Annotated in this window: 12 protein-coding genes; 6 read left to right on the top strand and 6 right to left on the bottom strand. The window is 68.1% G+C overall.

The window, feature by feature from the left end; all coding sequences use genetic code 11:
- Window positions 1-5: 5 nt before the first annotated feature.
- The 3 genes from D187_RS20230 to D187_RS57945 all read right to left on the bottom strand — a co-directional run bounded on the left by D187_RS20230 (window position 6) and on the right by D187_RS57945 (window position 4,082).
- Window positions 6-2,582, bottom strand: a complete 2,577-nt coding sequence (locus D187_RS20230; RefSeq protein WP_155893455.1) for a DUF5916 domain-containing protein — start codon at window positions 2,580-2,582, stop codon at window positions 6-8.
- 367 nt (window positions 2,583-2,949) lie between these two features.
- Window positions 2,950-3,408 carry an Imm26 family immunity protein gene (locus D187_RS20225; protein WP_043430650.1) on the bottom strand — a complete coding sequence of 153 codons (459 nt, stop codon included), beginning with the start codon at window positions 3,406-3,408 and terminating at the stop codon, window positions 2,950-2,952.
- Window positions 3,409-3,755: 347 nt separating this feature from the next.
- Complete coding sequence (locus D187_RS57945; RefSeq protein ID WP_076606190.1) at window positions 3,756-4,082, bottom strand: hypothetical protein; 327 nt, start codon at window positions 4,080-4,082, stop codon at window positions 3,756-3,758.
- A 167-nt stretch (window positions 4,083-4,249) separates the two neighbouring features.
- On the opposite strand from D187_RS57945, the gene D187_RS20220 reads away from it, so the two are divergent.
- From D187_RS20220 to D187_RS20195, 6 genes are all read left to right on the top strand, one after another.
- Window positions 4,250-5,836 carry a xylulokinase gene (locus tag D187_RS20220; RefSeq protein ID WP_002622460.1) on the top strand — a complete coding sequence of 529 codons (1,587 nt, stop codon included), beginning with the start codon at window positions 4,250-4,252 and terminating at the stop codon, window positions 5,834-5,836.
- A 16-nt stretch (window positions 5,837-5,852) separates the two neighbouring features.
- Window positions 5,853-7,379 (top strand): pyridoxal phosphate-dependent decarboxylase family protein, encoded by a 1,527-nt coding sequence (locus D187_RS20215; RefSeq protein WP_002622461.1) that lies wholly within the window; start codon window positions 5,853-5,855, stop codon window positions 7,377-7,379.
- Between the two features lie 163 nt (window positions 7,380-7,542).
- Window positions 7,543-8,169, top strand: a complete 627-nt coding sequence (locus D187_RS20210; RefSeq protein WP_002622462.1) for a DUF47 domain-containing protein — start codon at window positions 7,543-7,545, stop codon at window positions 8,167-8,169.
- A 1-nt stretch (window position 8,170) separates the two neighbouring features.
- Window positions 8,171-9,196: an inorganic phosphate transporter gene (locus tag D187_RS20205; protein ID WP_002622463.1), complete on the top strand. Its 1,026-nt coding sequence runs from the start codon at window positions 8,171-8,173 to the stop codon at window positions 9,194-9,196.
- Window positions 9,197-9,334: 138 nt separating this feature from the next.
- Window positions 9,335-9,931 carry an MXAN_6521/LA_1396 family lipoprotein gene (locus D187_RS20200; protein ID WP_043430647.1) on the top strand — a complete coding sequence of 199 codons (597 nt, stop codon included), beginning with the start codon at window positions 9,335-9,337 and terminating at the stop codon, window positions 9,929-9,931.
- Between the two features lie 2 nt (window positions 9,932-9,933).
- Window positions 9,934-10,434 (top strand): MgtC/SapB family protein, encoded by a 501-nt coding sequence (locus D187_RS20195; protein ID WP_002622465.1) that lies wholly within the window; start codon window positions 9,934-9,936, stop codon window positions 10,432-10,434.
- A gap of 12 nt (window positions 10,435-10,446) precedes the next feature.
- Here the strand turns inward: D187_RS20195 and D187_RS20190 are convergent, their stop codons facing one another.
- The 3 genes from D187_RS20190 to D187_RS20180 are packed head-to-tail and all read right to left on the bottom strand — an operon-like array spanning window position 10,447 to window position 13,221.
- The gene (locus tag D187_RS20190) at window positions 10,447-11,127 is read right to left on the bottom strand and encodes a hypothetical protein (RefSeq protein WP_002622466.1); all 681 of its coding nucleotides are present in this window, start codon (window positions 11,125-11,127) and stop codon (window positions 10,447-10,449) included.
- Between the two features lie 6 nt (window positions 11,128-11,133).
- The gene (gene ptsP / locus D187_RS20185) at window positions 11,134-12,897 is read right to left on the bottom strand and encodes a phosphoenolpyruvate--protein phosphotransferase (RefSeq protein WP_043430816.1); all 1,764 of its coding nucleotides are present in this window, start codon (window positions 12,895-12,897) and stop codon (window positions 11,134-11,136) included.
- Window positions 12,898-12,942: 45 nt separating this feature from the next.
- The gene (locus D187_RS20180) at window positions 12,943-13,221 is read right to left on the bottom strand and encodes an HPr family phosphocarrier protein (RefSeq protein WP_002622468.1); all 279 of its coding nucleotides are present in this window, start codon (window positions 13,219-13,221) and stop codon (window positions 12,943-12,945) included.
- Between the last annotated feature and the right edge of the window lies 1 nt (window position 13,222).

Here is a 13,222-nt window from a genome sequence, read left to right as displayed (position 1 = left end):
GGCCTTCACACGCCCCAGTACCAGGCCCACTTCACCATCAACGAGTCCTGGGCCGCTCCTGCCCACAGTCCCCGAGGCAGCAGGGTGTGGGGCGGCCGCGCGCTACCGGTCACCGGGAAGCGCTGCTGCCCGCGCGAGTACACCATGTACAGCGTGGAGCCCAGGCGGTATTCCCAGCGCAGCATCAGGTTCAGGTTCAGTCCCACGTCGTGGAAGTCATTCGTGTTCTCCCGCTCCACGGGGACCAGACTGGCGAAGTGGATGGCCCGCCGAGACGCGTCGGAGACACCGGCGTAATAGGGTCCGTAGGCACCATAGGCGGTGAAGAGCTGCGCGTAGGCCTGCAACGTCAGCTTCGGCGTCACCACCCATTGTTGCCGCAGTGTCAACGACAAGGACTCCGACAACAGCGGGCTGAGGATGAAGTGGTCGTCGTCCAGGTGCGCGATGAAGCGCGCGGCATAGGCGGTCCGGTCCAGGACCAGCTCCAGCCGTGTCTCCAGCGCCGGGTGGAGCCGCACTGTCCCATACACGTCCACCAACCCTTCCCACGCGGGTGCCACCGGGCCCGCCCGCAAGCGGCGTGACACCAGAACGACCCCTCCCACCGACACCTCGCGGTTCGCGTTGGACTCAAGGCTGAGCGCCAGAAAGCCCGAGCTGCTCTGCTCCAATGGCACCCCCGTGCCGCCCAGCTCGCGCACGTCCCAGCCGCCGATGTCCGCGCCCAGCTCCATCCCGATGAGATCGAAGCTCGGCAGTTGCACGGAGGTGTCGAGGTTGAACCAGTGCCCCCTGTTGATCCCCCGGCCATCCGTGGTCCACCCGGTGCCCGCGTTCAGATTGGCGAACAAGGCCTTCAGCGGCCCCATACCATTGGGGCGCTGGTAGCGCAGCGCGAGGCGCGGCGCATGCTCGTTCTGCGTGCGCTGGAAGCCGCTGGCGTTGAGGTCCAGCGTGGGTGAGGAGAAGTCGTCACCCAGCTCCCAGCGGAAGCCCTCGCCGCCGAAGCGGCCCAAGCGCACGTAGCCGCCCAGGCCCGTGCTTTCCCGGCGCAGCACGGTGCCATCGCGCAGCGTGCGCTCGGGCAGCCCTCCCACCTCTTGCGAGCCCGTGAGCTGCCCCAGCACCCCGTACTCCCCGTCCGCCGTCTTCAGGTCGAAGTCCACCGCCGCGGCGTTGCCGCCCCTCGCGAGGCAGGGCAGGGGACGCAGCGCCTCGTCAAGCGCCGCGTCCTCCGGACGGCAGGTCCCGGTGAGCGGCGTGGCCAGCGTCACCATGCCGCCCACCCGCGAGTTCGTCCCCACCTGCGCACGCACCACCGCCGCCAGGTAGTTCATGGGCACCGCTGGCTCGGTGGACAGTGCGTCGTTGGGGCCCAGGTGCAGGGGGCGTGTCAGGTACAGGCCCAGGCGCCGATCCGGGCGCTCCTCGTCCACCTCCCGCAGCCACGGCCCGGTGACGAGCGCGTCCAGCAGACCCACCTGCACGCCCGGCATCACCGTGCCCGTCAGCTTCGCCGCCCCGAGGATGGGTGTCCGCAGGCCGATACGCCGCGAGTAGAAGAGCGTCTGCGGCATGGTCTGTCCCCCCACCGGCTGGAACAGCTCCATGCCCTGCGTGAAGAAAGAGCGCTTTTCCGGGAAGAAGAGCTCGAACGTGGACAGGTTGAGGAGGAGCTGGTCGGCCTCCACCTGTCCAAAGTCCGGATTGAGCGTGCCCGTGAGCGCCAGGTCGCTGGTGAGGGCCGCCTTGAGGTCCAGCCCCACATCCAGCGAGGGATCCACCAGCCGCGGCCAGGGCCTCGCCGCGTCCGAGAACTGCGGCCGAGCCACCGTGCGCACCGCCAGGTAGGGCACCAGTTCCACGGCGCGCCGTGGCTTCAGGTCCTCCAACCCCGTGAGGTGTCCCAGACGAGACACCACCGCGTTACTGGTGCGTGGGTTGAGCACCGACTCCAGCTCTTCGTTCTTGCGGGCGATCTCGCGGCGCACCGAGAATCCCCACGTCTGCACCGGCGCCGCGGGGAAGCGCAGCATCGACAGGGGCAGGGAGAACTCGGCCACCCAGCCGCTCTCGATGCTGCCCGCCGCGGCGTCCCACACCCCGTCCCAATCCGCGCTGTACAGCCGATCATCGTAGTGGAGACCGTCCGCCTGCACCCCGCCCGCGCTCACCGAGAAGACATAGGCCGTGCGGTGATCGTGCGTCGTGTCCAGCAGCACCAGCACCCGGTCCGCGTACAGCTCACTGTCCCGCCGCCCCAGGCTGCGGTTGATGAGCGCCGGCTCCGAGTCGTGGCAGGTGACGGCGATGTAGACATTCCGGTCGTCATGGAGGATGCGCAGCTCGGTGCGCTCGCTGGGGGCCTTGCCCGCGTCCGGGAAGCGCTGCACGAAACCGTCGAAGACGGGGGCTCGCGCCCACGCGTCCTCGTCCAGCCTGCCGTCCACCACCACCGGGCCGCTCGATCGCACCGCGCGAATGAACTGATTGCGCCCGGGACCCTCCGCGGCCGCCCACGCGATCGCTCCCCAAAACAGTCCCGCCAGCAGCACCCACCTGTCGTTGGCACGCATCATGATCTCAGGGCGCTCACCCAGATCGCGCGGGGTGATGCTCCGCGCTCCCGTCTACCGAGGAGCACGGCTCGGGGGCAAGGACCCCATTGGGAGGGGATGTGCGCGGAGGGGGGGCCTGGGGGTAGGTGCCCTGCTGAGGGAGGCCCTCCCGCTCACTCACTCCTGGGGAGGCTGGGGGAGCGAGACGAACCGGTGGAGATGCGCCGCACGGTGTGGCCGGCCCGTCCTGAACTCCCAGTGCTTTGCGACTCCAGAAAAGCATGGACCTGCTGGTCGTTGAGACAGGGCTTCCGCGGCCCGCCCCCTCGTGGACGTGCTCTGGGCCACCGAACGTTGGACCATCAGCCCGACGAAGAGGAGAGCCCCCCTATTGCAGTCGTACCTTCAGGCGCTCCTCAGCGGCACTGGGCCGCTTCAGGAGGGCATCGAGCAAGCGCTCCTCAATACCCTCCTTTTCCCAGACCGCCGCCCGCTCGAGCCCCACACAGTCCTGGGGCTCCGCATCCCGCTCATTGCCAGCGGTGTCGAAGATGGTGCAGCGGCGGAAATCTCCCAGGTCCTGCATGAACTGAACGACAGGCCGGGTCAAATGCTCATCGAGCGACCTCTTCCCAATGAATTCCCACGCATCGAGAGCCAGATGGCGGATGGCAATCCTGAAGAGAATGGGTTTTGACGCAATCCTATCCAAATCAGAATCCGGGCCAGTGGTTCTATAATCGTAGAAGGCCGCATATGGCGACTCAAGTAGCCTGCCATAGCCGATGGAGCCATCGGAGAGGGTCATCCTGACGAATGCTCCTGGGATATGCTTCCGCTTACTCATCTCTCAATCTCCGGTATAGGGGTGGAGTTGACCCCATTGCTTCGCGGCTGCGTCGTGGAACAACCTGCCCAATGGATTATCTTTCGCCACGCCGCGCTGGAGGTTCTCGGTTCGATACGGTTCTCGAGTACCGGATTGGGCTCCTCCAAAAGAGTCCATCAACTGCTGCTCTCTTCCTCGGATCCGCGTATCTATCCGCGTAGTCAACCGCTGCCCCGACATCGAACTTGTCAAGCAGGGCTTCCTGGAACGCGGGACCGATGGGTTCATCGTTCTCATCAATGTGATGGTTCAAATCTCGCGCGTTGACAGCTGCCACGGCTTGAGGGCGAAGGGGTTTGCGCAGATCAATCACCATGCGGGTGCGCCCTGCTCATGGTGGAAGTCCAGGGCAAGCAGGATATGCGCTCCCGGTCCTGCGGCGGTCGATTCCCTCCACAAAGTCGTCGAGCAGGCACAGCTCCCCGTCCGGCTCGCCCATCGTATCCAGCAGGTAGAAGTTCATTGCCATCCGCGCCCAGCCGGGCCGCGTTCTCAGTCAGAGCGCGAGCAGACCGCCCTCCCCCACCCGAGCGTCCAGTTCGTTGCGGCCCCCCGCGCGGCGAGTGGTAGACGCGGGTGAAGCCCTGGCTCGACAGGAGCGCCGAGGCCCCGGGGGCGACCTCGAGGTCCACGTGGAGGTGGTCGCCGCTCCCCTCTCACCGGGAATGGATGGGGGTGGGTGCCATGTGCTCGGGCCGCATCACGGGCCCGTCCCAGCGGGCCATCGCTTTCCGATAAGCAACGCTCGCGTGAAGATCTCCCTGGCCTCGGACGGGTCCCCTCTCGTTACACTGCCCGTGTGAGCTCCTCCGGTAACGCCTCCATCCTGGCCATCGATCTCGGGACCTCGGCCGTGAAGCTGGCCGCCGTCACCCTGCGCGGGAAGATCCTCGGGGGTACCGAGGAATCCCTCGACCTCCAACTCCTCCCCGACGGCGGCGCCGAACAGGACCCGGAATCCTGGTGGGCCGCCATCGTCCGCGGCACGCGGCGCCTGCTGGAGTCGGGCGCCATCCCGGCCGCCGACATCGTCGCCGTCAACGTCAGCTCCCAGTGGTCCGGCACCGTCGCCGTCGACGCCCACGGCAAGCCCCTGCGGCCCGCCCTGCTCTGGATGGACTCGCGCGGACGCGAGCACGTGCGGCGCGCCGCCCATGGGTTGGTGTCCGTCGAGGGTTATAGCCTGCGCAAGGCCCTCACCTGGCTGCACATCTGTGGCGGCGCGCCCACCCTCTCCGGCAAGGATCCGGTCGGCCACATCCTGTACCTCCAGAACGAGCACCCCGAGATCTACCGCGACACCTACAAGTTCCTCGAGCCCAAGGACTGGCTCAACCAGCGCCTGAGCGGCCGCATGGTGTCCTCCCATGACTCCATCACCCTGCACTGGGTGACGGACAACCGCGACCTGGCGCACATCGACTACGACAACGGCCTGCTGCGCATGACGGGCCTGTCGCGCGAGAAGCTGCCCGACCTCGTCCCCGCCGCCACGGTGCTCGGGCCGCTCCAACCCGAGGCCGCCCGGGCCCTGGGACTGAGCGACTCGGTGCAGGTCATCTCCGGCGCCCCGGACATCCTCGCGGCCGCGGTGGGCTCGGGCGCCGTGCGCAACCACGAGGCCCACCTGTGCATCGGCACGTCCTCCTGGGTGAGCTGCCACGTGCCCACCAAGAAGACCGACATCTTCCACCAGTTGGGCAGCATCCCCTCGGCGCTCCCGGGCCGCTACCTGCTCACCAACGAGCAGGAGTCCGCCGGCATCTGCCTGTCCTACCTCAAGGATCACATCCTCTTCGGCCCCGAGAGCGCCCCCCAGGACTCCGCCGAGCGCTACGCGATGCTCGTCCGGGAGGCCGAGCGCATCCCCGCCGGGAGTGATCAGCTCATCTTCCTGCCCTGGCTCAACGGCGAGCGCAGCCCGGTGGATGACTCCACGCTGCGTGGCGGTTTCCTCAACCAGTCCCTCAAGACGACCCGGGGACACTTCGTGCGCGCCGTGATGGAAGGCGTGGCCTACAACTCGCGCTGGCTCTTCTCCTACGTGGAGAAGGCCGCCGGCCACACCCTGAATCCCGTGCGCATCATCGGAGGCGGCGCCCGCTCACCGCTGTGGTGTCAGATCCACGCGGACGTGCTCGGCCGGACCATTCAACAGGTGGACGAGCCCGTGCTCGCCAACACCCGGGGAGCGGCCTTCCAGGCGGCGGTGGCGCTCGGGCGGCTGAGCGTGGACGAAATCCCCTCGCTGGTGCCCATCGCGCATACCTTCGAGCCGGACCCGCGCAACCGGGCCCTCTACGACGAGCTGTTCGACGAATTCCTCAACATCTACAAGAACAACAAGGCCATCTTCGCGCGCCTCAACCGCAAGCGCAGCGCGTGACCCGAGGACTCCACCCATGGAAATTCCCGAGCTTGGAAACCGCATCCTGAAGCACGTCCCGCCCCGATGGATCTCCGTGGCGGAGCGCTACCTGCAACGCGTCCCCATGGTGCGCGAGCGGCTCGCGAAGGAGACCGACGCGATGCTGGCCGAGATGGAAGGGAGCCTGAAGCCCTACCGCGGGCAGGTGTCCACCCACACCCGGCTTCCCGAGCAGGGCCGCCCCCGCGAGGAGGTGCTGCGCGAGATGGAGCAGATGAACGCCCGGGAGCAGGACCGCTGGAAGGAGGGCTACGTGTCGGGGGCCGTCTACCACGGCGACTCCGAGCACATCGACTTCCTCAACCGCGTGTATGCCCTCAACTCGCAGAGCAACCCGCTGCACACGGACCTGTGGCCCAGCGCCACCAAGTTCGAGGCCGAGGTGGTGGCCATGACGGCCCACCTGCTCGGCGCCGCCGAGGCCAACGCGGGCCGGGCCCCGGACGAGCACATCTGCGGCTCGCTCTCCTCCGGTGGCACGGAGAGCATCATGCTCGCCACGAAGACGTACCGGGATTACGCGCGTGCCGAGCGGGGCATCGAGCACCCGGAGATGGTGGCGCCCGCGAGCGCGCACCCCGCCTTCGACAAGGCGGCGCACTACTTCGGCGTGCGGATGATCCGCGTGCCCGTGGCCGCGGACTACCGTGCCGACGTGCAGGCCACGCGCAAGGCGCTCTCCCGCAACACCGTCATGGTCATCGGCTCGGCGCCCTCGTTCCCGCACGGGGTCATCGATCCCATCGAGGAGCTGTCGGAGCTGGCGCGCGAGCGGGGCATCGGCTTCCACACCGACGCGTGCCTGGGTGGCTTCGTGCTGCCGTGGGCGCGCGAGCTGGGCTACCCCGTGCCCGCCTTCGACTTCCGCCTGCCGGGGGTGACGTCCATCTCCGCCGACACGCACAAGTTCGGCTACGCGGCCAAGGGCACGTCCGTGGTGCTCTACCGGGGCACCGCGCTGCGCTCGCACCAGTACTTCACCTCCACCGAGTGGTCCGGCGGCATCTACTTCTCGCCCACCTTCTCCGGCAGCCGTCCGGGAGCCCTCATCGCGGCGGCCTGGGCCTCGCTCGTGTCCACGGGCGACGCGGGCTACCGCGAGGCCACCCGGCGCATCCTGGAGACGGCGGACGTCATCAAGCGTGGCATCCGCGCCATCCCCGGCCTGCACGTGCTCGGCGAGCCGCTCTTCGTCATCGCCTTCGGCTCGGACAGCCTGAACATCTATCAAGTGATGGATCGGCTGAGCGAGAAGGGCTGGAACCTCAACGGCCTGCACAAGCCACCCGCGGTGCACCTGTGTGTGACCCAGCGCCACACCCAGCCCGGCGTGGCCGAGCGCTTCCTCGCGGACCTGCGCGCCGCCGTGGAGGAGGTCCGCGCGAATCCGAACGAGAAGGGAAACATGGCGCCCGTGTACGGCATGGCCGGCACCGTGCCCTTCCGGGGGCTCGTGAGCGACCTGCTCAAGAAATACATGGATCTCATCTACAAGGTCTGATCCCCCTCCTGGAAACAAGGAAACAAAGCGACACGAGCCGTACACGAGGGGTGCATACACCCCTCGCATCTTCGTGTTGGCGCTCGCCTCCAGGTGAGGTAGTGACGCCCCCGTGACGGACGGGGTCCCCCGGTTGGGACGAGGTCCGCCCAGGAGAAGCACGATGCTCGAGAAGCTGATGCCCAAGTCGGACGAGTTCTTCGACGACTTCGACGCGCAGTGCGCCGTCACCGTGGAGGGCGCGCGCATGCTGCACGCCCTGCTGAGCGACTACCGGGACGTGGATGCCCGGGTGAAGGCCCTCAAGGACGTGGAGCATCGGGGTGACGAGGTCACCCATGCCGCCTTCAACCGGCTGCACCAGCAGTTCATCACCCCGTTCGATCGCGGGCAGATCCACTCGCTGCTCTCGCGCATCGACGACGTGTTGGACCTGACGAACGCGGCGGCGGCCCGGCTGCAGTACTACGAGATCCAGTCGAGCCTGCCGGACGCCACCGAGTTGGCGCGGCTGCTCGTGCTGTGCACGGAGAAGGTGCGCGAGGTGGTGGCGGCGCTGCGGCTCATCAAGCAGCCGGATCAGATCCTCGCGGGCGTCAAGGACATCAAGAAGCTGGAGTCCCAGGCGGACGAGGCCCTGCGCGCGGGCCTGGGTCGGCTGTTCAAGAGCGGCGTGGATCCCCTCACGGTCATCAAGTGGAAGGAGATCTACGATCTCATCGAGATGGCCACGGACAAGTGCCAGGACGTGGGCAACGTCATCGAAGGCGTGGTCCTGGAGCACTCCTGAGATGTTGCTCACCGCCGTCGTCCTCATTGTCGCGGTCGCGCTCGTCTTCGACTTCATCAACGGCTTTCACGACGCGGCCAACTCCATCGCCACCGTGGTGAGCACGCGGGTGCTCTCGCCCAACCTGGCCGTGGCCTGGGCGGCCTTCTTCAACTTCATCGCCGCGTTCGGCGGAGGGGTGAAGGTGGCCAACACCATGGGCAAGGGCATCATCAATTTCGAGATGCTGCGCGACCAGGGCTCCGAGGCCGTGCTCATCGTCATCTTCTCCTCGCTCATGGGCGCCATCGCGTGGAACCTGCTGACGTGGTGGTGGGGACTGCCGTCGTCCTCGTCCCATGCGCTGGCGGGCGGGATGATTGGCGCCACGCTGCCGGTGCTCGGCTACCAGGGGCTGGTGGGCTCGGGCATCGCGAAGATCGCCGCCTTCATCGTGCTCTCCCCGCTCATCGGCATGATGCTCGGCACGGTGATGATGCTGGTGAGCACGTGGACGGTGCACAAGCAGACGCCGCTCAAGGTGGACACGTGGTTCCGGCGGCTGCAGCTCGTGTCGTCGGCCATCTTCTCCTTCAGCCACGGCACCAACGACGCGCAGAAGGTGATGGGCATCATCGCCGTGGTGCTCTTCGGCACCATCTGGAAGGACCGGCCCTTCCACATCGACTGGTGGATGATCATCTCGTGCCACGCGGCGATCGCCCTGGGCACGTTCTTCGGCGGCTGGCGCATCGTGAAGACGATGGGCCACAGCCTCACCAAGCTCGCGCCCATTGGAGGCTTCGCGGCGGAGACGGGCGGCGGCGTCACCATCATCGCCCTGGCCAAGCTGGGCATCCCGGTGTCCACCACCCACACCATCACCGGCGCCATCGTGGGCGTGGGCTCCACCCGGGGCTGGCGCGCGGTGAAGTGGGGCGTGGCCGGCCGCATCATCTGGGCGTGGGTGTTCACCATTCCCGCCTCGGCGCTCATGGCCGTCATCGTCTACGCGGTGTCCAAGGGCATCCTGCTCGTGGTGCGCTGAGGCGCCTTCTGTCTTCCACTCGGCCTCCGGGTGGAAACCCCTCCCATTCCCTCCGCCCCGTCAGGGGGCGTGAGGTAGAACCCGGGCGCTTTTGCGTTCCCACTGGCGGGAACGGAACCTGGGAGAGGGAAACCGACGATGAATCGACTCGTGCTGGTGCTGGGACTCGCGCTGCTCGCTGGCTGCGCCACCGTGAAGAGCAGCCGTGTCCGCCCGGACTACGAGACCACGGACAAGACGCGCGTGAAGCGGCTCGCCGTGGTCGTCCAGCCCATGCCGGACAACCGGCAGCAGCTCGGCGATTTGTGGAGCCTCATCGCCCGCCGCCACGTCAACCAGAACCGGCTCTTCCTCGTGAAGGCCAACTTCGCCCGCTCGGGTGCCCCCGAGGACACCACCTTCAAGGATCTGTGCGTCGAGGGCATCGAGGGCGTGCTCTGGCTCGTGCCCGAGAGCGTGAAGCTGGTGGGCAAGGGCGTGGAGGCCGGAGTGAAGGCCCAGTTGGTGCGCTGCTCGGATGGGGGTGAGATCTGGGCCGCCGAGGCCGCCGGGAGCTGGAACTCCGAGGACAAGCGCTACGCGGCCCTCACCGAGCAGTACACGGGCGAGCTGGGCGCCGAGGCCGGCCCCTATGTCGCGCCCTCCTTCCGCCTGCTCAGCGCCACGCTCGACACCCTGCCCAACCCCGTCCTGAACGACGAGGACACGAACGAGAAGATCGAACTCGGGGAGTAGGCGTGGGACTCGACGAGGCCACGATCGTCCTGCGGCTGCTGCTCGCCTTCGGACTGGGCGCCACGCTCGGTCTGGAGCGCGAGCTGCGCGGGCACCAGGCCGGGCTGCGCACCCACATCCTGGTGTGCCTGGGCGCGTGTCTGTTCACCCTGTGCAGCCTCTTCGTGGCCCTGCCGCTCGTGAGTGACACCTCCCACGAGGCGCGCGCCGACATCAGCCGCATCGCCAGTCAGATCGTCGTGGGCATCGGCTTCCTCGGTGGCGGGGCCATCATCCGCCACGAGACGCGGATCAAGGGCCTCACCACCGCGGCCAACCTGTGGCTGACCGCCTCCGTGGGGCTCGCTTGTGGGCTGGGCTTCACCCTGGCCGCCAGCACCACCGTGGCGCTCGCGCTCATCGCGCTCGTGGGCCTGCGCTTCGTCGAGGGCTACATCGTCCGCCTGCGCGCGAGGTACCGCATGCCATCCGAGGACGATCCCCCCAGCAACAACCCCCCCTGAACCTGGCGCCCGTCAGGGCCGGGCCGCGGGCGTGGGAAGGGCGCGGAAGGGCAACTGGTACGTGTCGACGAGGTGCCGCCGCATCCGCGTCCACGCCCCGGGAGCGCCGTCGAAGACGTCCTTCCACAACGCCCGCTCGCCCTCGGTGAACAACTCCGAGCCGAGGATCGCCTCCGGCCCTCCGTCGAGGCACTCGCGCACCTGGGCCGCGGAGAACAAGTCCAGGGCATCCTCCTTCATCGACAGGAAGACCTCGTCGAACTCCATTCCCAGCTCGGTCCACTGGGCGAGGCAGTAGGCGAAGTAGCGCTTCTGGAGCACGCGCGCGGCCTCGAGTTCCTCGGGCGGGGGCGCGGTGCCCTCCCGGTGGGCGATGAGCGCGAAGTGGTCGAGGAAGTCCGTCAGGCCCGTGGCCACCACCCCGAGCACGAACATGCGCACCGGCGGGGCGTACTGCGACGCGAGGACGAGCCCATCCCTCACGAAGGAGGGCCGGAAGGCGAGGCCGCGCAAGTCCGTGGCCGCGCGGGGCTCCTTCTCCAGCAGGCGCAGACGCGCCCCATAGGCCACCGCGTCCGGGTCCTCGGTGAAGGGGACCTCGAGCGCGTCGAGCTCCGCCTGGGTGGACGCGCGCGCCGCGAGGCGGAAGACCTCCGCGACGTCCAGGATGCCGCGCCGTCCCCCGCCATCCATACCGGCTCACCCCTCCGAGGCGAAACGTTTGTCCATCTCCATGCGGATGAAGCGCTCGATTTCCTCCGCGGTGGTCAGCTCCATGGCCTCGTCCAGCAGCTTCTGGGCCTCGGCGCGGTTGGACTGGCGCAGGATGCTCTTCACGGTGGGAATCTGCCCCGCCGTCATGGACAGCTCGTCGAAGCCCAGCGCCAGCAGCACCAGCGCGTAGACGGAGTCGCCCGCCATCTCTCCGCACATGGCCACCGGAATCCGCGCGTCCCGGGCGGCCGCCACGATGTTGCGCAGCGAGCGCAGCACCGACAGGTGCAGGGGCTTGTACAGGTAGGCCACGTCCCGGTTCTGCCGGTCGATGGCCATGGAGTACTGGATGAGATCGTTGGTGCCCACGGAGAAGAAGTCCGCCTCCTGGGCGAGCCGGTCGGCGATGAGCGCCGCGCTGGGCGTCTCCACCATGATGCCGATGGGGATGCGCTTGCCGAGCGGAACGCCCGCGCGCCCCAGCTCCGTGCGACACGCCTCCAGCTCGCTCCGGGCCTCGCGCAGCTCGCTCATGCCGCTGATGAGCGGGAACATGAGGCGCATGTGGCCGTGAACGCTCGCGCGCAACAGGGCGCGCAGCTGCACCCGGAACAGCTCCCGGTTGGCCAGGCAGTAGCGGATGGCGCGCAGCCCCATGGCCGGGTTGGGCTCCTTCTCGTGCTTGCCCTTGCCCGGCACCTTGTCCCCACCCAGGTCCAGCGTGCGGATGGTGACGGGCCGGCCCTCCATCGCCTCCAGCACCTGCCGGTACGCCCGGTACTGCTCCTCCTCGCTCGGGGCCTCCTTGCGATCGAGGAACATGAACTCGGTGCGGTACAGGCCAATGCCCTCCGCGCCGTGGGACAGGAGCGCGGGCAGCTCCTCGGGGAACTCGATGTTGCCCACCAGCCGGATGCGGAAGCCGTCCGTGCTCTGGGCCGGCAGATCCTTGGCCTCCAGGGCCCTCGCCTCACTCTCCTGGTAGCGGCGCATCGTCTCGTGGAATTGCGCGAGCTGGGCCTCGGAGGGATTGACCAGGAGGATGCCACGCTGACCGTCGAGTGCCACCAGGTCCCCCGGAGAGATCTGCTCGCTGGCGCGCCCCGCGCCGAGCACCGCCGGGATGGAGCGGGCGCGCGCGACGATGGCCGTGTGGCTCGTCTGTCCGCCCAGGTCCGTGACGAAGCCGGCCACCTGCCCCGAGCGCGCGAGCAGCGCCGCGTCCGCGGGCGACAGGTCATGCGCCACCACCACCGCGTTCTCCGGCACCGCGACTTCCTCGTCCACCACCTGGCCGAGCAGGTTGCGCACCACACGATCCGCCACGTACTCCACGTCCGAGCGCCGCTCGCGGAAGTACTCGTCCGGGATGTTGTCGAAGAGGTGCTTGAGCTTGCGCGCCACCCGCCGCACCGCCCACTCGGCGTTGATGCGGTCCTCCACGATGAGCCGGTTCACCTCGTCGATGAACATGGGATCGTGGAGCATGAGCCGGTGCGCCTCGAGGATGAGGGCGTGTTCGGGCCCTTCCGAGTGGGAGATCTGCTCCTTGAGGTCGGAGAGTTGCTGGTCGGACAGCTCCAGCGCCGTCTTCATCCGCATCCGCTCGGGGTCCACCTCGGCCTCGGCCAGGCGCAGCTTGGGGGTGCGCACGCGCTTGCGGTCGAGGATGTAGGCGTGGCCCACCGCCACGCCCGGCGAGGCGCCGATGCCCTTGAGACTCAACGTGGGAGAAGCCTGGCTGCTCACGGTTCCTTCTTCATCCGCGGCCACCGTCCGCGGCACGGGAGGCGTTCACTGCGACTCGCCAAACCGGTTGGCGATGAGTTTCTGGATGTCCTGGAGGCACGCCGGAGCGTCCTCACCCTTGCACGTCACCGTCACCTGCATGCCCTGCGCCGCCGCCAACATCAGCACGCCCATGATGGATTTGGCATTGGCCCGCTGCCCCTCGCACTCGAGCGTCACGTCGCTCTTGTAACGGTTGGCCACCTGGACCAGCTGCGCCGCGGCGCGCGCGTGCAACCCCAGGGCGTTGATGATCTCGAATGTCCCTTCGACCACGCTCGCCATT

The sequence above is a fragment of the Cystobacter fuscus DSM 2262 genome, from assembly GCF_000335475.2.
Classification (GTDB): Bacteria; Myxococcota; Myxococcia; order Myxococcales; family Myxococcaceae; genus Cystobacter; species Cystobacter fuscus.
This window is presented reverse-complemented; position numbering and strand designations above follow the sequence as displayed.